We start from the raw sequence: 24,830 nt of genomic DNA, 5'->3' as shown, positions 1-24,830 counted from the left end.
GATTTACAGATGACAACCATCACTTATGTAGAAGCCCACGGGCAGGCCGTTACCGTGGATGTGGCGGACGGATGGAGCTTGATGCAGGGCGCGGTGGCCAACGGCGTCGAAGGAATCTTGGGCGAATGCGGCGGTTCGTGTGCATGCGCCACCTGTCACTGCTACCTGGATGAAGCACGGATAGGTGAATTGCCACCACCTGCGGATAACGAGCTCGACATGCTGGAAGATGCGGCTGCGCCTCGGCGGTCGAACAGCCGTCTGGCATGTCAGGTCAAGGTGCATTCCGCTATGGCTGGCTTGATCGTTCACCTACCTGATCGACAGCAATGACGAGCCCTGACAAGGTGGTGATTGTTGGCGCGGGCCAGGCTGGATTACAGACGGCCGAGGCGCTTCGAGCCATGGGTTACGCGGGCTCGATCACCCTGCTGGGGGCCGAGCGCTGCGGACCTTACCACCGTCCACCGCTGTCCAAGGCCTGGCTGGCTGGCGAGATGGCGGCTGAGCAGCTCACGATGCGCTCACCCGATGCGCTGGAGCGAAAAGGCATTGCATTGCGTACCGATGTGCAAGCGATTGGGATAGACATTGGAAGGCGCTTTGTGCGGTTGGCTGACGGAGGTGCATTGATCTATGACGCCCTCGTTCTTGCCACTGGCGCCTCGCCCCGGATGCTCGATATACCGGGCAGAGATGCAACGGGTGTGTTGGCGCTGCGCAGCATGGAAGACGCGCAGGCGATCGCGCAGCGCTTGGCGCTCTGTGCACAAAGCAATCGGCCGATGGTGATTGTGGGTGGGGGCTTCATCGGACTAGAGGTGGCGGCCACAGCGCGCAAGAAGGGAGTTGCTGTCACGGTCTTGGAAGTCGCGCCTCGTCTGCTTGGTCGCGTTCTGGCCCCTATGCTGTCAGAGTGGTACGCGCAGTTGCACCGCTGGCACGGTGTGAACCTGGTTCTGAATGCGCGCATCGCCGCCTTCGAAACTGGCGCCGATGGGCAAGTGTGTGGCGTTCAAATGAACGACGGCACGCTCCTTCCGGCAGGACTGGTGATTGTGGGTGTTGGCGTACAGGCCAACGATGGCCTTGCTCGCGCCGCGGGCTTGGCTTGCGACCGAGGCATCGTTGTCGATGCCTGCGCTAGGACGAGCAATCCCTATATCTTCGCCGCAGGCGATTGCACGGCGCGATCGACCAGCGAGGGGACCCTGCTGCGTCTGGAGTCGGTCCAGAACGCCGTTGAGCAAGGCAAGAGCGCGGCCGCTGCCGTGATGGGGCAAGAGCGCCCATTTGCTGCCGCACCGTGGTTCTGGAGTGACCAGTACGACATCAAGCTGCAAATCGCGGGCCTATCCACCGGGGCGGATCGATGGGAGACCCGGGGGGAGCCGGACAGTGGCAGCTTCAGCGTCTATCACTACTGCGGTGACAGGCTGCTCGCGGTAGACAGCATCAACGATGCCAGGGAGCATCTTCAGGCACGCAAGCGACTTGATGGGGAAGGCACATAAGTACGCGCAACCGTGTCGCCGCTTTGAGCCTGTAAAGGCATAGAGAAATTCACAAGCCGCTGTTCCGCCGCATGGAAAAGCGAATCGCCATTCCGTGGGGCATGCATTGCAAGGCTCCGATCGGAAATCCAGCATAAGAGAGAAACGCAATATGAAAACTGCCCTGAACTACATCGATGGCATATGGTGCCCGGCTTCGGCCGAGCGCACCGGTGCTTGTATCAATCCCGCGACCGGCGAGCCCGCTGCACATTACGTCAATGCGACGTTGCCGGAGATCGAGGCGGCCATTGCGGGCGCGCGACACTGCTTTGAGTCCAGCACCTGGTCCAGCCAGCCCAAGCTTCGCTCGGACGTGCTGCGGCTCTTTGCCGATCGCCTTGAGGCACGCAAAGACGAGATCGTGGATGTGCTCGTTGAGCTGAACGGAAAACTGCGGCGCGAGGCTGAAGGCGAGGTATTGGCCGGCATCTCCGAACTGCGCTACTACGCGGGCTTGGCGCGCAATCTTTTCGGTCGGGTGCTCGAAATTGAGCCACAGATCTATTCGATGATCGAACGTGAGGCGATCGGTGTGGCGGCGATCATCGTTCCCTGGAACGCACCCATCACGCTCCTCGTGAGATCCCTGGCGCCTGCGCTTGCCGCAGGGTGCGCCGTGGTGATCAAGGCCGCGCACCAGACAGCTCTGGTGCACGCCATGGTGGTGGAGTGCTTGGTGCAGGATACGAGACTGCCTCGTGGCCTCGTTCAATCCTTTGTCGAAGACGGCGCAGACGGTGCCAAGCTGCTGTGCGCCCATGTCGAAGTCGACGTAATCAGTTTCACCGGATCGACCCAGGTAGGCAAACTGATCGCCGGTTCGACTGCCAAGAATCTGACCCGGTTGTCGCTGGAACTCGGTGGCAAGGCACCGGCCATTGTGCTCCCGGATACCAGCATTGCCGATGCGGTGCGGGGCATCGTGCCAGGCGCCTGCGTAATGGCGGGGCAGATGTGCACGGCCATCAGCCGGGTGCTGGTCCATGAGTCGATCGCCGAGGGATTCAAGGCGGCACTCGTGGAGGGCCTCAGGCAGATTCGTGTCGGCCCGGGACAACTCGCCGCTTCATCGATGGGTGCATTGATCGACAGGCGCAATCAGCAACGCTTGCTGGACGAGGTGCAGTCTGCGCGCGAGACCTGCGAAGTGTTGCTGGCTGGGACTGTTCCCCAGGACCTGCCACGTGCGGGTGCGTTTCTCACGCCCTCACTGATCGCCACGCAGGATCTGCAGAGCCATTTTGTGCAGGACGAAATCTTTGGACCGGTGATCACGCTGGAGACGTTCAGCGATGACGAGGATGCCCTGACCCGCGCCAACGCGACCCGTTATGGCCTGGCGTCGTCGATCTGGACGAATGACTTCAAGCGAGCCCGGCAAATCGCTCGGCGCCTGAAGTTCGGCAATGTCTGGATCAACGCGCACAACCGACTTTTTGCCGAAGTCGAAACCGGCGGTTACCGCGAGAGTGGTCTTGGGCGTCTGCATGGCGTCGATGGCCTGAGCGATTTTCTGGAAACCAAGCACGTCTACATGCCGTGCGCCTGAGGAAAAGAAGAATGGCAGTTGATATTCAAACGGATAAGAGCCAAGCGGTGGTCATTGTCACCGGTGGAGCAAGAGGCATCGGAAACGCGTTCGCGCGACGACTCGCAGAGGATGGCTACCACGTTGCCATCATGGATCTGCAGGGCGCACAAGAGGCCGCGGAACAGATTCGACGCGAGGGCGGGCTCGCGGATGGCTACAACGCCAATGTCGTTGATGCTGCGGACTGGGACCGTGTTCTTGGACAGGTCGGCATATCAGGCAAGCGGTTGCACGGGTTGGTGAACAACGCTGCCTTGTTTGCCAGTCTGGAAATGCAGCCCTTCGAGAAGGTGGAAAAGCAGGAATGGATGCGTGTCATGGAGGTGAACACTTTCGGTCCGTTTCTCGCGATCCAGAAAGTTGCGCCGATTCTGACCAAGGGTGGTGGGGGCGCGATCGTGAATGTGGCTTCGACATCGCCGCTCAAAGGCGTGACCGGCATGCTGCACTACGTTTGCAGCAAAGGCGCCGTCATTGCGATGACCCGCAGCCTTGCCCGTGAGCTCGGCGACCGGTCCATCACCGTGAATGCGGTGGCACCGGGGTTCACTTTGAGCGAGGGCATTCTTCAAAACAAGGAGCACGTCGAAAAGTTTCGCGATCTGGGCAAGAACGGCCGGGCTCTGAAACGCGACCAGCTGCCAGAGGATTTGCAGGGAGCTGTCAGTTTTCTCATCAATCGAGATGCATCTTTCATCACGGGCCAGACAATCATCGTCGATGGCGGTGCGCATTTCGGCTGAATTTCTTAGTCGTTAACAGGAGACATTTCTATGAAAAATTATTCTTTAAGATTCTCTGCCTCTTTGCCGTGCAGGGCTTCATGCTCGAAGCTGTCCATGCACAGGCATACCCGTCCAGGTCTGTGCGGATCGTGACGTCGTTCTCTGCCGGCTCCGGTCCCGACGCCATGCTGCGCATGGTCTCCGACAAGCTGGCCAAGCTTTGGGGGCAACCCGTCATTATCGACAATAAGCCGGGTGCGAGTGGTTTTATTGCAATCTCAGAGGCGCGCCGTAGTGGTGTTGATGGCTACACGCTCCTGCATATGGATGGTCTGAATTTGACGGCTATTCCACATATGTACAAGAAGCTCCCCTATAACGCGGAGACAGACATTGAACCCATCAGCCCCATCCACGGCAGCTACTTCTTTGTAACTGTCTCAGCTGACTCCCCCTGGAACAGCATGACCGACCTTATAAAGGCGGCCAAGTCCGACCCGGGTGCTATAAGTTACGGTTCTTGGCAGATTGGCAGTGTTGCTCATCTTTTTTCCGCAGCTTTGGAGGCTGGAACCGGAACCAAAATGATGCATGTGCCGTACAAGGAAAACTCGCAGCTCTACACAGGTGTTGCCCGGCAAGAGGTTACTTGGGCATTCGGATCGATTGCGAGCGCAGGCCCCCTTGTGAAGGCAGGTCGACTCAAATTCTTGGCCATCGCCGGGCCTGCCCGTGAAAGCGCATATCCTCAAGTGCCAACTGTGGCGGAGGCGGGTGGCCCAGCTGGTTTCGAGGCCAGAGGGTGGGTCGGCCTCTTTGCCCCCAAGGGGGTTCCCATGCCCATTGCAGAGAAGATTTCGGCGGATCTGACACGTGTTGTGAACGAGCCGGAACTGAAGGCAAAAATGACCGAGCTTGGCTACGATCCAATGCCCAGCAAGCCTGCTGAAACCAGGGCGTTGGTGGCCACCCAGTCCAAGGAGTTCAAGGTAGTCGTGACGCGCAGTGCGATCACGCTCGATTGAATTGCTGCGCGCTGGAGCGCAAGTCGTTGGCTCTTCTTCCTAGGACGTTGCCACTGGCTACAGGAGCCATAAGACGGTGGCCGAGGCCGGCAAGAATCCCCGTGGCGGTGCGGGTGCCTGGGCACCCGTGCCACCCAACAGTCAGTCGGGGGAGTCCGAGGCAAAGATGCTGGTTGCTTGGGTGCTGGATCGAAAGAAGCGCGTCTCAACTGACGCGAAGTGAACCGCCCCGGTTTTCGTGGAGGCCGGTTGGTTTAAGTTAGACCGCCACCATGGAGGTCTGACTGGCGAGTTGCCGGTAGTAGTTTGCCTCAGCCTCTGCAGGCGGTATGTATCCAATAGGTCCGAGCAGCCTGTGATGGTTGAACCAGGACACCCTGACCCTGCCTCGATTTCACGTACAGCAAGAAGTTGATAACTTCAGAGGTACGGAGAATCGAAATGAGAGAAGGCAAGCTGCCCAAGAGGCAGTACACACAGGAGTTCAAGGCTGAGGCCGTCAGGCTCGCGGCGTCGGTCGGCGGTCACGAGGCCGCACGTCGCCTCGGCGTGCCGGTGGCGACGCTGGGCAACTGGTCCAGGCGTGGCATTGCATCGGCCGGCGCCAGCGGCGCGGTGGCCCCGGCCAGTGAGCCCCCCACGCGGCGCCCGGTGAGCGAGTTGGAGGCGGAGAACAGCCGCCTGCGCAGAGAGCTGGCCGACGCGAAGCTGGACGTGGAAGTCCTTCGAAAAGCGACGGCGTACTTCGCCAGGGGGTCGCGATGAAGTACGCCTGGATCGACGAGCATCGCGACCAGTACACCGTCAGCCGGCTTTGTCGCGTGCTGCAGGTGTCCCGCAGCGGCTACTGCCAATGGCGCGTGCGCCCGCCCAGCCCCGGCCTACTTGCAAACCAGGCTCTGGATGCCAAGGTGGCGGCCATCCACGATGCCAGCTGCCGAAGCTATGGTCGCCCTCGGATCGTTCACAAGCTGCGCCAGCAGGGCGACGTCGTCAGCGCCGAGCGAGTGCGAAAGAGCCTGCGTCGCCAGGGCCTGCGCCCGGTGTACAGAAGGCCGTTCGTGGTGACCACCGATTCGGCGCACCGCCTGCCGGTAGCACCGAATCTGCTGGATCGACGCTTTGATGGTTGGCAGGGTGACCAGGCCTGGGTGGCAGACATCACGTACGTGCCCACCGGCGAGGGCTGGCTGTACCTGGCGGCCGTGATGGACCTGGCCGGTCGGCGCATCGTGGGCTGGTCGATGTCCGAGAACATTGACGCCACGCTGGTGTGCACCGCCTTGAAGTCGGCATGGTGGCTGCGCAAACCTGCCAAGGGGCTGCTGGTCCACACCGACCGCGGGTCGCAGTACGCAGGCGGGCGCTACCGGGCGCTGGCCGCCGAGCTGGGCATCACGATGTCCATGAGCAGGAAGGCCAACGCCTGGGACAACGCGCCGATGGAGAGCTTCTTCAAAACGCTGAAGGTCGAGCGCATCCATCAGGTACGCTACGACACGCGGGCGCAGGCCAGGCTGGACATCGTCAATTGGATCGAAGGCTGGTACAACCGCCAGCGCTTGCACTCGGCCAACGGCTTCGTGCCCCCAGTGATCTGGGAGAGCACCCGCTTGACTGCATGACTTGATGTACGTGAAATCGAGGCAGGGTCAGTTCGCTGTAGCGGATGGAAACGTATTGCGACCCCCTGTCGGAATGGTGAATCAAGGCACCATCACGCTCGGGCTGCCTGGCATATAGGGCCTGCTCCAGGGCATCCAGAACGAAGTCTGTGTGCATGGAGGTGCTGACCCGCCAACCCACAATGCGCCTGGCGTACACGTCGATCACGAAGGCCACGTACAACCAGCCTTGCCAGGTTGAGACGTAGGTGAAGTCCGACACCCACAGCTGGTTGGGCCGCTCGGCCTTGAACTGTCGGTTGACCCGATCCAGTGGGCACGGCGCCTTGGCATCGCTGAGGGTGGTGCGCACCACCTTGCCACGGCGCACGCCCTGCAAGCCCAGGCGCTTCATCAAGCGTTCGACCGTGCAGCGAGCAATGACAACTCCCTCGCGGTTCATCTGCTTCCAGATCTTGTCGGCGCCGTAGACCCGCATGTTGGCCTGCCAGACACGCTCAATGTGCGGCACCAAGGTGTCGTCACGCTGGGTGCGCGCGCAGCGCAGCTGGGGGTTGCGTTGGTGAGCGGCGTGACGCCAATAGCCTGACGGGGCGATCTGCAGCACTTTGCAGATCGACTCGACCCCGTGGGCCTGTCGATGCTGGTCGACGAAGTCGTTCAGGACTTCAGACGGCGGTCGAGCTCCGCCTGGGCGAAAAACGCGCTGGCCAGTTTCAGGATCTCGTTGGCCTTGCGCAGCTCCTTGTTCTCGCGTTCGAGTTCTTTCAGGCGCTGCAGATCGGTCGTCGTGACGCCGGCCCGGGTACCGGTGTCGATCTCATCGCGCTTGACCCATTCGTTGAGGGTCTGGGGCACGCAGCCGATCTTGGGAGCGATGGATTCGATGGCGGCCCACAGCGAGGGGTACTCGCTGCGGTGCTCGCGCACCATGCGAACAGCGCGTTCGCGGACTTCGGGTGAAAACTGGTTCGACTTCTTGCTCATGGCTCAATCCTCTCAGAGAAAAGAGCCTCCTCAAAATACGGGGCGGTTCACACCACGTTGCTGGCCGCAGCGTCAATGTTCGCAACGCTGCTTCCGTCGAGCAACGCTCAGACCATCGACCGCGGGCGACAGTTCTATCAGTCGGTCTGTGCCCGTTGCCATGAGGCCGGAGTCGGCCCCGAGTTGCGGGGACGGGGATTGTCGGAGGCTACCGTGAGCACGATAGCCCGCTACGGCGGCAATGCCATGCCTGCATTTCGCCATTCCGACATCGACGATGCAACCCTGCGGCAGTTGGCTGAGTTCATCTCGAAGTCCGCTGCGCCTGCCAAGAAATGAGGAGTCCGTCATGAACACAGATCGACGCTCCCTTTTGAAAGGGATTGCCGTGGCTGGCATGGTCATACCCGGTATGCATTGGGCTTATGCCCTTCCTGTCGACATGGGCCAGCAGGGGCTGTCTTGGCCTATCGAAGTAACTGCGCTGACCTCCGACGCTGGCATTGACGAAGCCTTTCTCAGTGGCGTGCGTATGGCCGCAAAGGCTGGTGGACGTCGCACAACCGAGCTGCCGCTCAAGAACCTGGATACAGCAACCTACTCGAAACTGCATCGCCTGCTGCGGGATGCGCAAACGACACTTCTCGTGGGTTTGCTGAACGACGCCGCAGCGACTTTGACGCTGGATCTGGTGCGCAGCCACGGGGGGCGGGTGCTGTCCGTGCAGGAGCACCGTATCGCAATAGACGCAGATCCGTGGGCCGCATCTTTGGGGCAAGCCCTCGTCTCTCACCCCACAGAGAGCCGAGCGAACCCGGCCTCAATGGCCGACGCCGGCCGTGCGTTCGTCTCCCTGAGTTGTGTCGTTTGAACTGAAAGGCAGCAATGAGCACCAAAAGCAAGTTTCTCGCCCTGCCCAAGGGCGTCAGCGAAGCCCGCTTCGAAGCGGCTATTCGGAAGTTTCAAGCCGCACTCGGAGCTGACCAAGTTCTGACGTCAGCCGAGCATCTCACGCCTTACACCAAGGTCATGATGGCCGTGGATTCTGCGAACCATACGCCCTCCGCAGTGGTGCTGGCCAAGACGGTGGAGCAGGTCCAGGCGGTTGTGAAGATCTGCAACGATTACAAGATCCCCGTGTGGACCATTTCCACGGGGCGCAATTTTGGCTATGGCTCTGCCGCCCCCGGTGAGCGCGGGCAGATCGTGCTGGATCTGAAGAAAATGAACAAGATTCTGCACGTTGATCCCGAGATGTGCACGGCTCTCGTCGAGCCTGGTGTGACTTACCAGCAGCTCTACGACTATTTTGAAGAGCACAAACTGCCCTTCATGTTGTCGATGCCAGCGCCCTCGGCGATTGCCGGTCCCGTGGGCAATACCATGGATCGCGGCGTAGGCTACACGCCTTATGGCGAGCACTTTTTGATGCAGTGTGGCATGGAGGTGGTCCTGGCCAATGGCGACGTCTATCGAACAGGAATGGGCGGCGTTAAGGGCGACAAAGCCTGGCAGGTCTTTAAGTGGGGGTTCGGTCCGACGCTGGACGGCATGTTCACCTCGTCCAACTATGGCATTTGCACCAAGATGGGCTTTTGGCTGATGCCCAGGCCGCCGGTGATCAAGCCGTTCTCGATCAAGTTCGAGAAGGAAACCGATATCACGGAGATTGTCGATCTGCTGCGGCCGCTGCGAATCGCTATGGTCATTCCCAACGCGATGGTCATCGCCGGGTCGCTGTGGGAGGCCGCCGGATCCGGTGCGCGTCGCTCCGACTACATCCAAACACCTGGCGTTACGCCGGACAACGTGATCGAGCAGATCAAAAAAGACAAGGGCCTGGGCGCCTGGAACGTCTATGCGGCGCTATATGGCTCACCCGAACAGGTGGAGGTGAACTGGAACATTCTCACCTCGGTGGTTAAACAGCATGGCAAAGGGACCATCATCACGCAGGAAGAGGCCGGCAATACCCAACCTTTCAAATACCGGGCCGAACTGATGTCTGGCGTACCGAATCTGCAGGAGTTCGGTCTCTACAACTGGCGCGGGGGGGGCGGCTCCATGTGGTTCGCGCCGGTGAGTCAGGCGCGCGGCAGCGAGTGTCTCAAACAGTCCGAGCTGGCCAAGCGAATCCTCCACAAGTGGGGTTTTGACTATGTCGGAGAGTTCATCGTCGGTTGGCGCGATATGCACCACGTCGTGGATCTGTTGTTCGATCGCACAAGCCCCGAGGAAACCCAGCGCGCGCACAGCTGCTTCGCGGAACTGATTGATGAGTTCGAGAAGGAGGGCTATGCGTGCTACCGCGTCAACACTGCTTTCCAGGATCGTGTTGCCAAAAGCTATGGACCCGTGAAGCGCGAGCTGGAGCGCAAGATCAAGCGTGCCATTGATCCGAACGGCATTCTCGCTCCGGGCAAGTCCGGCATCCGCATCTGAGGAGAGGCGGCGCATCATGAAAAAACTCAAGCCACCTTTCCATGTCTTGCCCGTCATGGCCACTCTGGTCGGATTGCTTGCCGGTGCGAGCGCTTACGCGGAAGGGCATTACGTCGCCGGGGTTGAAGGCATTCAGGCCGCATCCGCGCCCCCGCCCGGGGACTACTATCTTGCGTATCTGGTGCACTACGACATCGACAACTTTCGAGTCCCCGGATCGGATGCGAAGTTGCCGGGTAGCAATACCGGGAGTGTTACCGCGCTCGCAAACCGATTCATCAAGATCACGAACGTCAAAGTTTTCGGTGCGGACTATGGCTTTGAAGCCATTGTTCCAGTGATCAGGACGTCGCTTGATATACATGCAGTTGGATTGAGGGACAGCGGCACCGGCATCGGGGATGTCTACCTTGGACCGTTGGTGCTTGCTTGGCACGGCATCCGCTGGGACAGCGTAGCTGCCGCCGGGATCTGGCTGGACACGGCAAGCACAAGTAGCCCCGGAGCACCTGGCAAGGGATACAAGTCTGCCATGCTTACCGGGGGAGGGACTTACTATTTCGATCAAGAGAAATCGGTGACCGGATCCGTACTCTTTCGATACGAGCGTCATGGCCGAAAAGCTTCTGGTGTACGTCCTGGCGATCAATTGTCGATGGAGTGGGGCATTGGAAAAAACTTCGGGCAGTATTCGCTGGGCGTGGTGGGTTACAGCCAATGGCAATTGGGCAACGACTCAGGCGCGCAGGTGAGTCAAGGCAATTCCCAACGCCATGCTGTCGGCTTGGAGGTGAACTACCCGGCTGCGGCGGCAGGAGTCTTTCTGAAGGGTGCGTTCTACAAGGAGTTCAGCGTCCGCGGTGGTTCTGGGGCTGAACCGGCTGGAAGCCTATTTCGAGTTACTGTGGTCAAGCCTTTCTGACCTGTGCAACCATTGCTCAAAATCCTGTTGAGCCGTTCCTTTTCCCACATGGAACCATGCAGGTGTCTGCCTGAGCGATAAGAGCTTGCTCGGCAGCTGTCGGTGAATTCATCGACGGCTTGCTGAGCAAGCGAAGCACTGACATTGCTGGATGTTCCAATGCCGCGGCAGAGGTGTCGCTTGGGCGTTCTCGAAAGGCAGGAGCGACCATCAGAAGCTGGCCGAGCTTCGAATGATCTTTCTACTTGGCTAGTTTCGTTGCCGCTGTCTTCAGGCGAGCAGAAAAATCCAGTGTGGTGGGCTTGGGTTGAATTCCTCGGCGTGAGACGAGATAGAGGTCCAGGTACACCACGGGATCTATCAGCATGCTGATCTGCAGACCGTGCCGCTTGCATTCCTCGATGGCGAATGAGGGGATAACGGCATGACCTAGACCCGCACGCGTCATGGCGATCAGTGTGCCAATGAAGTGAGCCGTTTGGCACTTTCCATGGACATGCCCGATCCGGGCGAGATGGGTTTCCACCAGCGATTGGATCGGGTTATCCGGCGGTAGACCGATCAACGGGAGATCACGCAGACTGGACCAGCCTCGTGATGATCGGCGGCGGCTGTTGGTGGGTGCTGGTGGACTGATGCACATCAGACGAAATCGGCACAGAGGCTGACGCAACAGACCAACTGCCGGTTTGACGAAGAAACCCAGGCCGATATCCGCTTCACCGTCCAGAACACGCTGCCTGACGGTATTGACGTCGACATCCGCGATGGTGGTGCTGACATGAGGGTGCGAATCGGTGAACTCCCTCACGACGTCTGGCAAAAGGCTCATCGTCACCATGGGAGTCGCCGCTACGTCCAGGCGCGACAGAGTAGCCGCTTCAGATCCTTCGATCGTCGATCCCAGACTTCTCAGGTCCTGGACGATCCGTTGGGCCACAGGAAGGAGCTGACGGCCAGCGTCCGTGAGCGTAACGGACCTCGGGCTGCGGTCGAACAAACGAGCGCCCATCTGGTCTTCCAGATCCTTTATCAGCATGCTCATGCCTGATTGGGACATGGGGATTTGCTCGGCTGCCTTGGAGAAGCTCCGGAGTCGAGCGACCTCGAGAAAGGCCAGCAGCTGGCGGCTGCTCACATGCATCAGTTTTTCCGATGGATGCATCAGTATGTTCCGTTTGATTGATTGTTGACCATCAACTCTAATCCAGAACGCCAAGGAGACAAAGAGTGAAGTCTGCATGGAATATGGCCCGCGCAAGCGGGGTGTGTGTGGTGCGAGAGCGGCGCTGAGTCAGCGCTTTATCGCTAAATCGGAGAAGGTGAAATGAACAGCATTCAGAGCGTGGACGAGACCGAGGTTGTGATCGTTGGCGGAGGACCCGTCGGCATGGGCCTGGCCATCGATCTTGGTCAGCGCGGCGTGCGCTGCGTCGTGGTAGAGCGGTATGTGCAGCCCCAGCCCATTCCAAAAGGCCAGAACCTGACCCAGAGGACGATGGAGCATTTCCATGCCTGGGGTGCGGAGCGGCAGTTGCGCGCTGCTCGCACGATCCCGCCTGAGTACGGCATCGGTGGCTTGACTGCCTACGGGACGTTGCTTGGGTCGTACTCTTACGACTGGCTCCAGCGCGATCTCGTCCAGCCCTACTACTACGCAGCCAACGAGCGGCTGCCTCAGTACGCTACCGAGGCGGTGTTGCGCAGCCGTGCAGCGGAACTGCCAGAGGTGCGGACCATGTATGGATGGAGCGCGGAAGCAGTGTCGCAGGACGCTGAAGGCGTGACGGTCGAACTTGCGGAGCGCGACGGAACGGAACGAAAGACTTTGCGGGCGGCGTATGCGGTTGGTTGTGATGGCAGCCGATCGCTTGTCCGAGAGCAGGTCGGGCTCACGCAGACGCGCACGGACCATGATCGGCTCATGGTTCTGTTGGTGTTCCGCTCACCCGAGTTGCATGCATTGCTGGAGCGCTTTCCTGGAAAATCCTACTACAACGTTCTTCAACCGGAGCTCAAGGGCTACTGGAAATTTCTGGGTCGCGTCGATCTCGGGCAGACTTGGTTTTTCCACGCGCCAGTTCCTCTTGGGACGACCGAGAACAACTTCGACTTCCGTGCTTTCCTGCACGAAGCCGTTGGTGCCAAGTTTGAAGTGGAGTTCGAGCACATCGGTTTTTGGGATCTGCGATTCGCCGTTGCCGACAACTATCGCGCGGGCCGGGTTTTCATCGCGGGCGATGCTGCTCACAGCCATCCGCCCTATGGTGGCTACGGTGTCAATTCCGGATTCGAGGATGCCCGCAATCTGGCTTGGAAGCTTGCAGCCGTGGTTCAGAAACGAGATGGCGATGCACTGCTTGATTCCTACGATGCCGAGCGCAGGCCAGTATTCGCGTCGACTGTTCACGATTTTATTGCGAAGTCGATCGAAAGAGATCGTCAGTTCCTGGATGCTTTCGATCCTGAGGCAGATCGCACTGCCTTCGAGTCAGCATGGCAAGCGCGGGCGCGCGGAGCAGTCGGCGAGGTCCATGCGTTCGAGCCGAACTACGAGGGCTCTCCGATCGTTTGGGGTGGGCCGCACGGCATCTGCAGCGCCGTCGGGGAGCATCGGTTCGAAGCGCGGGCGGGGCATCACCTGCCGCCAGCGCCGTTGGCCGACGGCGGCAACGTCTTCGAGAAGTTGGGGACGGACTTCACTTTGCTGTGCGTTGGGCCATCGGGGGCGGATGCGCGTGCATTCAGCGAAGCTGCTGCTGCACTGGCGGTGTCGTTGAAGCTGGTAGTGTTGGCGCCGGGCACGGGTGCTGAGCGGTATGCCGCCCGGTGGATCCTGGTTAGGCCGGATGAGTTCGTTGCGTGGACCAGTCAGGAAGAAATTGTGTCGTCACGAACCGCTATGCAGGTCTTGGCGCGCGCCGTCTCGAAATCCGTGACCGATATGGAGGCCTTGGCATGAAGGCCGCAAGGACATGCAGCTAACGCCGGCCGGTAGCCGGGATGATTGAGCTACGCCACTTGCGCTATTTCATCGCAGTAGCGGAAGAGCTGAACTTTACGCGGGCGGCCGAGCGCATCCACATCGATCAGACGCCGCTCTCGCGTGCCGTGCGCGACCTGGAGGACGAACTGGGCGTGCAACTGTTCGTTCGCAGGCCGCGCGGCCTGATGCTGACGCCGGCTGGCACCCGGCTGCAGGAAGAGGTGCGCAAGCTCTTCATCCGCTTTGAGCGCACTAAGCGCGCTGTGCGCCAGACTCACGCCATGCACCAGGCGCCGCTGCGTATCGGCGTGGCCGATGGCATCGCTCAGCCCAGGCTCTCCGAATGTCTTGCGGGATGGCAGGCGATTGCGCCCGCTGTTCCGCTGGAACTGTCCGAGATGCGCGCGCGCGAACTGGCAGCAGCGCTGTGCCAGGAAGACGTGGATGTCGGCTTCTCTTTCGGCGTTCCTGAGGATGCGCGCATCGCCCAGGATGTGGCGTGGAGCTATCCGCTCATCGCACTGCTGCCGACAGAGCATGAGTTAGCGCGGGAGGAGCCCCTGAGCCTGGCCGAGCTGGCGCGCTTTCCAATGATCGCCTGCCATGCCAGCTACAAGCCAGGCGTTCGCCAGCAGATCGATGGCCTGCTACGGCAATGCGGCTGCGCTCCGCTGGTCGCGGGCGAGGCCAACACCTTCACCGGTTACGTCACGCGGATTGCCGCCGGCTTGGGCGTGGGACTGGCCGACAGCGGACATGCCGAGACCCTGCGGCGCGGCGATATCGCCATCCTACCGCTGGCGGACGAGCTGCTCCTGCACACCTACGTGCTACACAAGCACCAGCGCTTCGGCCTGCCTGAGGTGATAGAACGATTTCTTACCCATGCCAAATCCTTGTAGCGATCGTTACAGCTTTCGCCTGATTTGACGGGGACCCCTGCGCCATCGGCCTTGGACAGCCTGGATATTCGATGGAATGCTTCTGCGACTAAAGGGCGCGAAAGCATGCGCCATCCGCCAGGAGGGAGTTTCTGCGAGCCGCCTGCGTTTTTTTTGACCTATGCGCCAGCCTGCGCCGCACTTCGCCCTAGTGGGTTGGCCGTGTGGCACATCGACTCCAGACTAGTGCGATGCGTGCCATGGGGGTGCGCATGCACATGGCGAGCGCTGGCAGCACGTCGGGGGAAGCATGCATGGATTCTCGGATCAAGGCAGACGGCACAGGGGCGGGCGCTCACACCGGCATCCTGCTCGGGCAGATCGCGGTCGTTGTCGGCGTGGTCGTAGGCGGCGTGTGGGCCGCCACGCAGTGGACAGCGCGCGCATTGGGCTACCAGCCGCAGTTGGGCGCGGCGTGGCTCGACGCTGCGGGCGTGCCGGTCTACGAGCCCTGGAAGCTCTTCGAGTGGTGGTACTGGTACGACGCCTATGCCTCGGACGTCTTCTTGCGAGGCGGTGTCATCGCCGCGGCCAGCGGGTTGCTCGCCACCGGTGTTGCGATCGGCATGGCCGTATGGCGCTCGCGCATGGCCCGGCGCGTCACCACCTATGGCTCGGCCCGTTGGGCAGAGGCCGATGACATCCACAAGATCGGCCTGCATGAACCGGCCGGCGTCTTCCTCGGCCGCACGGACGACAGCTACCTGCGGCATGACGGTCCCGAGCACGTGCTGGCCTTCGCGCCGACGCGCTCGGGCAAGGGCGTGGGGCTGGTGGTGCCCACACTGCTGTCCTGGCCCGGTTCCGCCGTGATCCACGACATCAAGGGCGAGAATTGGGCGCTCACGGCCGGTTGGCGTGCGCGCTTCTCGGGGTCTCCTCGTTTTCAGTGCAATAAGTGACGGTACGAAAAACTAGCACTGGCGCGGAGGTGGTGTTGGTAGATCGTTGATTTCATTGACTTTCCTGTTCACTTTCAAATCTGCGATTCGTGGCGTCAAACCGTGGTCGGTTTCATCCATTGGTGCCAGTTATCGATGCATTTGGCCGCGAAGGCAGGATTTGGTCAGCATAGCGGTCAACCGGGAGGCGAAACACACCCCGCAAGTTGATGCTCTCCAGCCTGGTGGGCGCAATCTTCCCGATCAGTTCCGGTGGAATGACCTGGCGGCGGTTCGACCAGCGATCCAGGACCGCCTGCATCTGTGAGGTATTCCACGCCATCACGATGTTGGCCATCAGGCTCAACGCATCGGCCACAGCCTGCATTTCATCGACACGTTTGGCCTGCGCCGGGCTGATCCGGCCGGTATAAATGGCGCGCTTGAGGGCGTTAACAGCCTCGCCCCGATTGAGCACCCGGCGCAACTCGTTCCTGAAAGCGTCCTTGACAAAGTAGTCAGCCAAAAACGCCGTACGCAGCAACCGCCCCAATTGCACGCCAGCCTCATAGATTGGATCGCCCTGGGCGGCAGAACCGAACCGCGCAAGAGCTGCCACCGCACTGGCATGTCCGCTCATGACCGAGGCTGCCAGGTGCACCAGACTATCCCAATGCTTTTCGATCAAAGCGACGTCGACATTGGCTTCGCACACCGCAGCGATTTCTGCGGGCACTTTGGTGCCGCGTGGCACAAAGAGGTGGCGCTGTTTGAGTTCCTTCAACCGCGGGCAAAGATCAAAACCAAGCAAACGGGCATGTGACATGGCAAAGTCGGTGTAGCCATGGGTATCCACAGCAAGCTGGCTGGTCTCCAGCTTTTCTTGGCGGATGACACCTTCAATGGCCACGCCCGCCTGGCGCTCATTGAGCACAAAGGGCTGCGCATGGAAGATGCCCCACCGGTCTTTTACATGGGAGTAGATTCCAATGGAAGGTGTGTTGCGCCGAGGATCAAGCCGGGCTTGCCACACCCGTTTGGTGGTCTCCATGCTCATCATGTCAGAAGATGCCAAATCGGACCGCCCCCAGGTGGCGGCAATCGGGTGTCGCTGCATGAATTCCAGCACAGCCTGGCAGGCCTGGCTCAGACGCCGTTCGTCCCGCGCCCAGCGCATGGCCTGGCGAATGCTGGTGGCAGACAATTGCGGAATCATGCGCGCGCATTCGACCGCAGTCAGACTGGTGCCGTGGGCCATGATGCCGGCATAGACCATCAGCAGCTCGTCGGTAGAGCGCGGCTCACGTCCGAGCATGATCCAGCTAAAGCGCACCTGGGCGTCAACGGCCAGAATCACTTCCGGCAATTGAACCTCACCGATGCGGTGATCCAAAGCCGCGCGCAGCTTGGTCACTTCTGGGTCTTCGTCCTCTGCGGGCAATGGCGACAAATGGAGTTCATCATCCACGCGCAGTACGCCACTGCGGGCTGCAGCGGCCACCGCATCGACACCGGCAGTTACTCTGGCCAGCAAAGGCTTCAAGAAAGTGGCAGCCTTGCTGGGTAACGATAGACGGGCATAGTGTTTCTTGGACTCTGCCTGCCAACGCTCGTCCGTGAAGAACAAGCGCGCACGACCCCGAAAGCTCAGGCTGTGCTCAATCCAGACCGAGCCATTGCGCACCGCGCGGCGCAGGGCAAACAGGGTGGCCACCTCCAACGCCTGAAACGCCCGTTCCCGGTCTGGGCTGGAGATCGAAACCTGCCAGATCATTCCCAGACTTGGTGCCACCACTTCAACTGGCAGCTTTCTGGATCCTTTGAGATATAAAGCTTGCAGCTTGGCAAGGTACTCGATGGCAGGATGCTCGCCGGTGGCCTGCCAGGGCAGCTTTGCAATGGCGACGAGCAACGACCGCACGGGGCGAATTCCATCAATCAATCCCTCGCGGACCAGGGAGGCCCTGCTCGGTGGTTTGCGTTTCTGGGTTTCGGTGATCAAGGCTTCAAGACGGGCACGCAACTCAGCATCTGGCACCGCACCTTGCGCGCTCAAGGCAACAAGTTCGCCGAGCAGCGTTTTGTACATTGCGGCCCAATTGACGGTAGCGGGGACATCGGCGGCAGCCTGACGCCACAGATCGGCGATCCGGCGCTGCACCATAAGGATCAACTGGTCTGTGGTGGTGAACAGGCAATACCGAAGAAAGCATGCGACCTCCACGGTGCGCGCTGGCTCTTTGATCTTGGCTCCGGCTGAGGGCGGCCTGGAGACAAGTCGGCGCGCGTAGCGGCGCAAGATGAGATCGGGGATGTCTGCCAGGTGCTTATGAACGTCCAGCGTGTAAAGCAGGTCGATGCGCTCCAGTACCTCGCTGATTTGGCGGGTTGAGTGTTTCGCCGGTGCAGCCCATAGCCAACTCTGCTGGGTTTGTCCATCTGGGCGCAGCTCTGAAACTGAGGCTCGCCAGCGATCAAGTGTTGCTGGATCAACGCTGGCGGCGATGGCGGTGCCTGTTTCAACTTCAAGCTGGGCAAGTGCCGCCGCAATCAGTGTCCGAATTGCCCGCTCGTGCACGATCACCAGCTTGTTCTTGTACAGCCATTGACGCGCCCGCACGAGTACTGGAATTACCCGAAAGGCACCGAGCAAACGCCCACTCATGCGCAGGAAACCAATATGGAGCGCCAGACCAAGCTTGTGGGAATCACCTCGGCGTGCATTGATTGCGTCGCGCTCGGCACCATCGAAGGTGAAAAATGCCTTCATCTCGAAGTCGCTGATATCGCGGGGGAGCCCACGCATCCCCAAAAACGTTGTGTGCCAACCCTGCATCGTGAACCTCAAAAGTGGGAGGCCACCATACCCGTTTACAAAGCGAACAGGAAAGTCAATGAAATCAACGGTCTACCCAGACCACCCCCGCGCCAGTGCTAGCTTTGCGTACCGTCACTTATTGCACTGAAAACGAGGAGACCCCACATCCAGCTCACGCGGGATGCTGTTTTAACGCTTGCTGCAGCAAGCGGTGGTGACGCCGCCAGTGACGTATGGGGATGTCGTGAGCAAGAACACCGGGGAGAGGCAATCGGATACCATTGCTGGATGAACTCACAGTGTCAATGGGGCTGATGGAGCTAAGCGGATACCCCTTGCAGGCATACAGTTGCTTGAGGAAGGGCTTGCGCGGTCGGCTCGGCGCCAACCCGTGGCAGCGCTTCATTTGATCGCGGCCGAAGTCCGCACAAGGCTGGTGGCTGTCACTCGACCTCTCTGCAGGCCATCGTAGAGGCGCCTCCACCGGCCGCTCACTGGTCAAGGTGTCACGCGACCGCTCACGCTGCACTGGCGTCTTTGATGGAGCCGTTCGTTGACCGGGTTGATGTGCAGGCGATCCGCACCTATCAAGTGTCGTTTCACAGACGCCGCACAGTCACATCTACCGACCAAGCGTCCCCAAACGAAAACACTCCCGTCAACCTCCCCCCCACCTCCAGCTCACAAGCCTTTGTCAGCCCACCCGTGATCACCAGATCACCCGCCTCCAGCCGCTGACCAAACGCGGCCAGCTCCCGCGCCAGCCGCGCCACCGCGTCAAGGGGGTGGCCGTCGGCATCGGCGCCCACGCCCTGTCCCAGCGTGTGGTGGCTGCCGTCGTGCAGGCGCACCGCCACGGTGCCCGCCGCCATCAGGTCGGTCACCGGCAGGCGTGGCCCGACGACGACCTGGCCGGCGGACGAGTTGTCGGCGGTGTTCTGTTCGAGGTTGAAGCGGTAGCCTGTCCAGGTGGAGTGCACGACTTCGAGGCAGGCGTAGGCGCCCTCCACGGCGGCGACCACGGTGTGGCGGTCGACGGGCGCGTGCCGCGCGTCGAGGGCGGTTTGGAGGCGCAGCCCGATCTCGGGTTCGACCCGCGGCTGCACCAGGCGCTCGTGCACCGCGTCGCCCGAGTTCAGCAGCATCCGGTCGGTCAGCGGCCCGATGTTGGGCCGGGCTATGCCCATCTGGCGGCGCATCACTTCCGACGTGTAACCCAGCTTCCACCCGACCACGCGCTCGCCGGCGGCCAGGCGCAGGCCGAGCAGCGCGCGCTGGATGGCGTAGGCGGTGGCGAGGTCGGGCGTGCCGATGGTGGCTGCGGCGTCCAGTGTCCGACCGGCCTGGCGGGCGGCCCAGATCGCTTCGGCGAGTTGGTTGGGCGTCTGGGTCATGGGGGGGCTCCGCCTGGAAAGGTTGAGGGTGGGGCGCGCCGGCTATGGCAGGTCGGGCGCGCCCAGCAGCGCGTGGCCCTGGCCGATGAGGGCCTCGATGCCGAGCGCGATGCCGATCAGCCGCGCTTCGGCGCGCGGCGGCCCCATCAGCTGCAGGCCCACCGGCATCCGGTTGGCGTCGAGGCCCACGGGCATCGTCAGCGCGCACCAGCCGAACAGGTTGCTGATGGCGGTGTTGCGCATGGCCTTCATGTTGGCCGGCGCGTAGGTCTCCACCGTGCCGATGTCGGCCAGCCGCGGCGGCGAGGCGGGCACGGTGGGCGTGAGCAGGACGTCGACGTCGTCGAACAACCGGGCCGCGCCCGCGCCGCAGCGCTGCAGCACGGCCTTGCGCCGCAGGTACTCGACGGAAGACACCTGCTCGGCCCAGCGCACGCGGTCGCGCACCACCGGGTCCAGCCGCTCCACCTTGTGCGGGAAGTGCTGGTCGAGGTAGGCCGCGAGTTCGGACGCTGCGAGGCCGCCGCGGCGGAAGATGTCGAAGGCTTCCTCGCAGTGCGGCAGCGGGAACCGGACCACCTGCGCGCCGGCCTGGGCGAGGCGCTGAACGGCCGCTTCCACGGCGGCGGCGATGCTCGGGTCGATGTCGTCCCAGAAGTGGTTGGTCGGCACGCCGACGCGCAGTCCTTGCACGCGCACCGGGGCAGGCGCGGGCAGGCCCTGGCTCTCTGTGTCGAGGGCGGCGAACGCGTAGGCCAGGTCTTCCACCGTGCGGGTGAGCACGCCCGCGGTGTCGAGCGAGGACGACAGGGGCACGATGCCTTCGACCGGCCAGCGCCCCACGGTGGTCTTCAGGCCCACCTGTCCGGTCATGGACGCGGGCACGCGCACCGAACCGGCGGTGTCGGTGCCCAGCGCCAGCAGGGCGCTGCCCTGCACCAGCGAGACGCCCGCGCCCGCGCTGGACCCGCCTGGCACGCGGTGCTCGTGGGGTGACCAGGGGTTCCGGGGCGTGCCCCAGTGGGCGTTGACGCCAAGACCCCCGAACGCGAACTCGACCGTGTGCGTCTTGCCGACCACGATGCCCAGTTGCCGCTGCAGCCGCGCGACCAGCGGGCCGGCCGCCTGCCAGGCTTCGGGCAGGGCCTCGTCGCTGCCCGCAAACACCGGCAGGCCGGGCACGCCGTACAGGTCCTTCACCGACACCGGCAAGCCCATCAGCGGGCCCAGGTCCTGGCCCTGGTCCAGCAGGGTGTCGACCGCAGCGGCGGCGCTGCGGGCGCGCGCGCCGTCCCAGGTCTTGTAGGCGTTGAGCCGGGGTTCCATGCGCGCGTGGTGTTGCGCGCAGGTGTCGATCAGGGCCACCGCCGTCAGTTCGCGGCGGCGCAGGCGGGCGGCGTGCTCGGCCAGCGACAGGTGGGCAGCGTTCAAGGGCCTTCTCCTCGGGGTGTGGTGAACAGGGTGTGTCCCATTGTCACCACCCGGCCGCCAAGTCCGCGGCGATCTCTTCTGGTGTGCCCAGGCGGTTCATCGGCGTGTCGCGCAGCAACTGGGTGTAGATGGCTTTCATCCAGCCGGTCTCGGCCTCGCTCAGCGGCTGCGGGTTGCGCGGCACGATGCGCTGGCCGTTGTCGATGGCACCGGGCGAGACGCACCCAGATGGTGCCGCCCACGTTGTGCACCGACGCGTCGACGCGGCCATGGGCCTGCAGGGCCGCCTGCACCACGCGCCCCTGGTAGCGCTGGGCGGCGATTCCGGTCCTGGTCAGCGGCCGAGGTCTTTGGCGCTGACGCCCGCGATGCCCCAGTTCTCCTTGGGCATTTCGTGGATCCAGACGCGGATGGTTTCCTTCTTCGCGTCGATGGCCTCGTGCAGCGCCTGGGTGACCTTCTCGATCACGGCCTTCTTCTGCTCGGGCGTGCGGCCTTCGAGTATGTAGATCTGTGCGAACGGCATGGTGGTGGTCTCCTGGGTCAGTTGGCTTTGATGTCCAGCTTGCGGATCAGGGCACCCCAGCGGTTGTTCTCGGCCTTGATGAAGGCGTCGAACTCCTGGGGCGTGGTGACGCGCAGGTTGCCGGAGATGTTGTCGAACGCGGCCTGGGCCTCGGCGGTCTTGGCGCCTTTGGCCCAGGCGTCGTGCAGCTTCTGCACGACGGCGGCCGGGGTGGCGGCGGGGGCGACCAGGCCGAACCAGGTCTCCACCGCGAAGCCGGGGTAACCGGACTCGGCCACGGTCGGTACGTCCGGCAGGGCCTTGGCGCGCGTGGGCGAGGTGACGGCCAGCGCCTTGAGCTTGCCGCTGCGGATGTGCTGCAAGGTGGTGGCCAGCGAGCTTTCCATGCTCATGATCACCGTGCCCGAGAGCAGGTCCGGCACGATCTGGCTCGACCCCTTGTAGGGGATGTTGGTGAGTTCGATGCCGGCCACCGACTGCAGCAGCTCGGCCGCCAGGTGGTTGCTGGTGCCGATGCCGGACGTGGCGTAGCCGAGCTTGCCCGGGTTGGCCTTGGCGTAGGCCACCAGACCCTTGAGGTCGGCGAACGGTGCGCTCGGGTGCACGACGATCACGCAGGGCGTGGTGCCCACCAGCGAGATCGGGGCGAAGTCCTTTTCCACCTGGAACGGCAGCTTGTCGTAGAGGTAGGGCGCGATGGCCAGGCTGCTGATGGCCGACAGCCCGATGGTGTAGCCGTCCGGTGCGGCCTTGGCCACCGCGTCGGTGCCGATGTTGCCGCCGGCGCCGGCCTTGTTCTCGACCACGAAGGACTGGCCCAGCGCGTCGCCCATGGCCTTGGCGGCGGTGCGGCCCATGATGTCGGTGGGTCCACCCGGTGGGAAGGGCACGATGAGCTTGACGGGACGGGCGGGGTAGGCGTCCTGCGACCAACCAGCGGCGGGTGCCAGGGCCAGGCCGGCCCCCACGGAGGCGATGAAATCTCTGCGTTGCATAGGGTGCGTTCCTCAGGCCGCTTTTTTCTGCTCGCGCGCATCTCGCGCGCGAGCCATGGTCATGGCCGTGTCTTCGATCATGTCTTCCTGGCCACCGACCATCTTCTTGCGGCCCAGTTCGACCAGGATGTCGCGCGCCGACAGGCCGTACTTGACGGCGGCGCGTTTGGCGAACAGCAGGAAGCTGCCGTACACGCCGGCGTAGCCCAGCGTGAGCGCGTCGCGGTCGATGCGGATCGGGAAGTCCATGATGGGCGTGACCAGGTCTTCGGCCACGTCCTGGATCTTCCAGACGTCCACACCGGTCTGCACGTCCATGCGGTCGAGCACGGCGACCAGCACTTCCATCGGCGTGTTGCCTGCGCCCGCGCCCAGGCCGGCGGCGGCAGCGTCGATGCGGGTGGCGCCACATTCAATGGCGGCGACCGAGTTGGCCACGCCCATGGCCAGGTTGTGGTGGCCGTGGAAGCCCAGCTCGGTCTCGGGCTTGAGCGCGTCGCGCACGGCCTGCAGGCGGGCCTTCACGTCGGCGGGCAGCATGTAGCCGGCCGAGTCGGTGATGTAGATGCAGTTGGCGCCATAGCCCTCCATCAGCTTGGCCTGTTTCACCAGGCCTTCGGGGCTGTTCATGTGGGCCATCATCAGGAAGCCCACGGTGTCCATGTCGAGCTTTCGGGCGAAGGTGATGTGCTGCTCGCTCACGTCGGCTTCGGTGCAGTGCGTGGCCACGCGGATGGTGTGCACGCCCAGGCCGTGCGCCATCTTCAGGTGGTCGACGGTGCCGATGCCGGGCAGCAGCAGGGCCGAGACCTTGGCCTGCTTCATCAGCGGGATCACGGTGCCCAGGTACTCCTCGTCGGAGTGGGCCGGGAAGCCGTAGTTGACGCTGGAGCCGCCCAGGCCGTCGCCGTGGGTGACCTCGATCAGCGGCACACCGGCGGCGTCGAGGCCGCAGGCGATGCTCTTCATCTGTTCGAGCGTCATCAGGTGGCGCTTGGGGTGCATCCCGTCGCGCAGGGTCATGTCGTGCAGGGTGATTTTTTGCTGGCTCATGGGGTGCTCCGGATCAGGCGGCGACGGGTTCGAGCACGAGCTCGCCCTTCAGGATTTCTTCGGCAAACATCTCGGCGGTGCGCGCGGCGGCGGCGGTCATGATGTCCAGGTTGCCGGCGTACTTGGGCAGGTAGTCGCCCAGGCCCTCGACCTCCATGAAGACCGAGACGCGGTTGCCGTCGAAGACGGGGCCGTTGACCAGCTTGTAGCCCGGCACGTACTTCTGCACTTCCTTGATCATGTCGTGCACCGACTTCGTGATCGCGGCCTCGTCGGGCGTGCCTTCGACCAGGCAGTGCACCGTGTCGCGCATGATCAGCGGCGGCTCGGCCGGGTTGATCACGATGATGGCCTTGCCCTTCTTGGCGCCGCCCACCTTCTCGACCGCGCCGGCCGTGGTGCGGGTGAACTCGTCGATGTTCTTGCGCGTGCCGGGACCGACCGATTTGCTGGACACGGTGGCGACGATCTCGCCGTAGCTCACCGGCTGCACGCGGCTGACCGCGTAGACCATGGGGATGGTGGCCTGGCCGCCGCAGGTGACCATGTTCACATTCATCTCGCGCTGGCCGACGTGCTGCTTGAGGTTGACCGGCGGCACGCAGTAGGGGCCGATGGCGGCGGGCGTGAGGTCGATCATCATCGCGCCCTGCTCATTGACCTTGCGCGAGTTCTCGGCGTGCACGTAGGCGCTGGTGGCGTCGAACACGATCTGCACACCGTCGGCCTTCATGTGCGGGATCAGGCCGTCCACACCCTCGGCGGTGGTCTTGATGCCCATCTCCTTGGCGCGCTTGAGACCGTCGGAGTTGGGATCGATGCCCACCATCCACACGGGTTCGAGCAAGGGGCTGCGCTGCAGCTTGGCCAGCAGGTCGGTGCCGATGTTGCCGGGCCCGATCAGGGCGCACTTGATTTTTTTGGTCATGGGT

The 24,830-nt window shown here is 62.4% G+C and carries 21 protein-coding genes, 3 pseudogenes and 1 other annotated feature; of the genes and pseudogenes, 14 read left to right on the top strand and 10 right to left on the bottom strand.

Features of this window, described 5'->3' with window-relative positions:
* Nucleotides 1-9 precede the first annotated feature (9 nt).
* The 6 genes from ACWHMB_RS18015 to ACWHMB_RS17990 all read left to right on the top strand — a co-directional run bounded on the left by ACWHMB_RS18015 (nt 10) and on the right by ACWHMB_RS17990 (nt 6,522).
* Nucleotides 10-333, top strand: a complete 324-nt coding sequence (locus ACWHMB_RS18015) for a 2Fe-2S iron-sulfur cluster-binding protein (RefSeq protein WP_447648660.1) — start codon at nt 10-12, stop codon at nt 331-333.
* Nucleotides 330-1,514, top strand: coding sequence for an NAD(P)/FAD-dependent oxidoreductase (locus tag ACWHMB_RS18010; protein WP_447648659.1), 1,185 nt, complete (start codon nt 330-332; stop codon nt 1,512-1,514). The genes ACWHMB_RS18015 and ACWHMB_RS18010 overlap by 4 nt, the downstream gene beginning before the upstream one ends.
* Before the next feature lie 151 nt (nt 1,515-1,665).
* The gene (locus ACWHMB_RS18005; protein WP_439607041.1) at nt 1,666-3,105 is read left to right on the top strand and encodes an aldehyde dehydrogenase family protein; all 1,440 of its coding nucleotides are present in this window, start codon (nt 1,666-1,668) and stop codon (nt 3,103-3,105) included.
* Between the two features lie 11 nt (nt 3,106-3,116).
* Complete coding sequence (locus ACWHMB_RS18000; RefSeq protein ID WP_087747895.1) at nt 3,117-3,890, top strand: SDR family NAD(P)-dependent oxidoreductase; 774 nt, start codon at nt 3,117-3,119, stop codon at nt 3,888-3,890.
* Between the two features lie 80 nt (nt 3,891-3,970).
* Nucleotides 3,971-4,897 carry a Bug family tripartite tricarboxylate transporter substrate binding protein gene (locus tag ACWHMB_RS17995; RefSeq protein ID WP_447648658.1) on the top strand — a complete coding sequence of 309 codons (927 nt, stop codon included), beginning with the start codon at nt 3,971-3,973 and terminating at the stop codon, nt 4,895-4,897.
* A 441-nt stretch (nt 4,898-5,338) separates the two neighbouring features.
* A protein-coding gene (locus ACWHMB_RS17990) for an IS3 family transposase (protein ID WP_122974452.1) occupies nt 5,339-6,522 on the top strand; the annotation gives its coding sequence in 2 pieces (ribosomal slippage) (nt 5,339-5,630 and nt 5,630-6,522; 1,185 coding nt in all).
* Nucleotides 6,523-6,553: 31 nt separating this feature from the next.
* On the opposite strand, the pseudogene ACWHMB_RS17985 reads toward ACWHMB_RS17990, so the two are convergent.
* Nucleotides 6,554-7,509, bottom strand: a pseudogene (locus ACWHMB_RS17985) (IS3 family transposase); the annotation flags it as partial.
* Nucleotides 7,112-7,228: a sequence feature (AL1L pseudoknot), on the bottom strand. (Overlaps the previous pseudogene by 117 nt.)
* A 75-nt stretch (nt 7,510-7,584) precedes the next feature.
* Between ACWHMB_RS17985 and ACWHMB_RS17980 the strand changes: the two are divergent.
* Genes ACWHMB_RS17980 through ACWHMB_RS17965 form a run of 4 tightly spaced genes read left to right on the top strand, consistent with a single transcriptional unit; the run spans nt 7,585 to nt 10,873 of the window.
* The gene (locus ACWHMB_RS17980; RefSeq protein ID WP_034382486.1) at nt 7,585-7,848 is read left to right on the top strand and encodes a c-type cytochrome; all 264 of its coding nucleotides are present in this window, start codon (nt 7,585-7,587) and stop codon (nt 7,846-7,848) included.
* A gap of 10 nt (nt 7,849-7,858) precedes the next feature.
* Nucleotides 7,859-8,380, top strand: coding sequence for a hypothetical protein (locus tag ACWHMB_RS17975; RefSeq protein WP_034382485.1), 522 nt, complete (start codon nt 7,859-7,861; stop codon nt 8,378-8,380).
* A 14-nt stretch (nt 8,381-8,394) separates the two neighbouring features.
* Nucleotides 8,395-9,951 (top strand): FAD-binding oxidoreductase, encoded by a 1,557-nt coding sequence (locus ACWHMB_RS17970; protein ID WP_034382484.1) that lies wholly within the window; start codon nt 8,395-8,397, stop codon nt 9,949-9,951.
* 16 nt (nt 9,952-9,967) lie between these two features.
* Nucleotides 9,968-10,873 (top strand): SphA family protein, encoded by a 906-nt coding sequence (locus ACWHMB_RS17965; protein ID WP_447648657.1) that lies wholly within the window; start codon nt 9,968-9,970, stop codon nt 10,871-10,873.
* A gap of 241 nt (nt 10,874-11,114) precedes the next feature.
* Here the strand turns inward: ACWHMB_RS17965 and ACWHMB_RS17960 are convergent, their stop codons facing one another.
* Nucleotides 11,115-12,116 (bottom strand): LysR family transcriptional regulator, encoded by a 1,002-nt coding sequence (locus ACWHMB_RS17960; protein WP_447648656.1) that lies wholly within the window; start codon nt 12,114-12,116, stop codon nt 11,115-11,117.
* A gap of 84 nt (nt 12,117-12,200) precedes the next feature.
* Between ACWHMB_RS17960 and ACWHMB_RS17955 the strand changes: the two genes are divergently transcribed.
* From ACWHMB_RS17955 to ACWHMB_RS17945, 3 genes and pseudogenes are all read left to right on the top strand, one after another.
* On the top strand, nt 12,201-13,835 hold the full coding sequence (locus tag ACWHMB_RS17955) for an FAD-dependent monooxygenase (protein WP_034382482.1): 1,635 nt from the start codon (nt 12,201-12,203) through the stop codon (nt 13,833-13,835).
* 59 nt (nt 13,836-13,894) lie between these two features.
* Nucleotides 13,895-14,761: a LysR substrate-binding domain-containing protein gene (locus ACWHMB_RS17950; RefSeq protein ID WP_439607046.1), complete on the top strand. Its 867-nt coding sequence runs from the start codon at nt 13,895-13,897 to the stop codon at nt 14,759-14,761.
* 293 nt (nt 14,762-15,054) lie between these two features.
* Nucleotides 15,055-15,672, top strand: a pseudogene (locus tag ACWHMB_RS17945) (type IV secretory system conjugative DNA transfer family protein); the annotation flags it as partial.
* A 142-nt stretch (nt 15,673-15,814) separates the two neighbouring features.
* Here the strand turns inward: ACWHMB_RS17945 and ACWHMB_RS17940 are convergent.
* Nucleotides 15,815-18,517, bottom strand: coding sequence for a Tn3 family transposase (locus tag ACWHMB_RS17940; protein WP_377542700.1), 2,703 nt, complete (start codon nt 18,515-18,517; stop codon nt 15,815-15,817).
* Nucleotides 18,518-18,662: 145 nt separating this feature from the next.
* Here ACWHMB_RS17940 and ACWHMB_RS17935 point away from each other — a divergent pair.
* A pseudogene (locus ACWHMB_RS17935) lies at nt 18,663-18,791 on the top strand (IS1595 family transposase); the annotation flags it as partial.
* A gap of 307 nt (nt 18,792-19,098) precedes the next feature.
* On the opposite strand, the gene ACWHMB_RS17930 reads toward ACWHMB_RS17935, so the two are convergent.
* The 7 genes from ACWHMB_RS17930 to ACWHMB_RS17900 all read right to left on the bottom strand — a co-directional run bounded on the left by ACWHMB_RS17930 (nt 19,099) and on the right by ACWHMB_RS17900 (nt 24,826).
* Nucleotides 19,099-19,893 carry a 2-keto-4-pentenoate hydratase gene (locus ACWHMB_RS17930; protein ID WP_008328897.1) on the bottom strand — a complete coding sequence of 265 codons (795 nt, stop codon included), beginning with the start codon at nt 19,891-19,893 and terminating at the stop codon, nt 19,099-19,101.
* A gap of 42 nt (nt 19,894-19,935) precedes the next feature.
* A complete protein-coding gene (locus tag ACWHMB_RS17925) occupies nt 19,936-21,324 on the bottom strand; it encodes an amidase (RefSeq protein WP_008328889.1) in 1,389 nt (462 codons plus the stop codon).
* A 43-nt stretch (nt 21,325-21,367) separates the two neighbouring features.
* Nucleotides 21,368-21,595: a cis-(methyl)benzoate dihydrodiol dehydrogenase gene (locus ACWHMB_RS17920; RefSeq protein WP_008328886.1), complete on the bottom strand. Its 228-nt coding sequence runs from the start codon at nt 21,593-21,595 to the stop codon at nt 21,368-21,370.
* A 63-nt stretch (nt 21,596-21,658) separates the two neighbouring features.
* A complete protein-coding gene (locus ACWHMB_RS17915) occupies nt 21,659-21,871 on the bottom strand; it encodes a 2-hydroxymuconate tautomerase (protein WP_255347959.1) in 213 nt (70 codons plus the stop codon).
* Nucleotides 21,868-22,845: a Bug family tripartite tricarboxylate transporter substrate binding protein gene (locus tag ACWHMB_RS17910; RefSeq protein ID WP_008328880.1), complete on the bottom strand. Its 978-nt coding sequence runs from the start codon at nt 22,843-22,845 to the stop codon at nt 21,868-21,870. Before ACWHMB_RS17910 ends, ACWHMB_RS17915 begins: the two co-directional genes overlap by 4 nt.
* A 12-nt stretch (nt 22,846-22,857) precedes the next feature.
* Entirely contained in the window at nt 22,858-23,898 is a 1,041-nt protein-coding gene (dmpG, locus tag ACWHMB_RS17905; protein ID WP_008328878.1) for a 4-hydroxy-2-oxovalerate aldolase, read from the bottom strand.
* Nucleotides 23,899-23,911: 13 nt separating this feature from the next.
* Nucleotides 23,912-24,826, bottom strand: a complete 915-nt coding sequence (locus ACWHMB_RS17900) for an acetaldehyde dehydrogenase (acetylating) (protein WP_008328875.1) — start codon at nt 24,824-24,826, stop codon at nt 23,912-23,914.
* Nucleotides 24,827-24,830 lie beyond the last annotated feature (4 nt).

The organism is Ottowia pentelensis, assembly GCF_964341695.1.
Note: the sequence above shows the minus strand (reverse complement) of the source record. Positions and strands in the feature narration are given on the sequence as shown.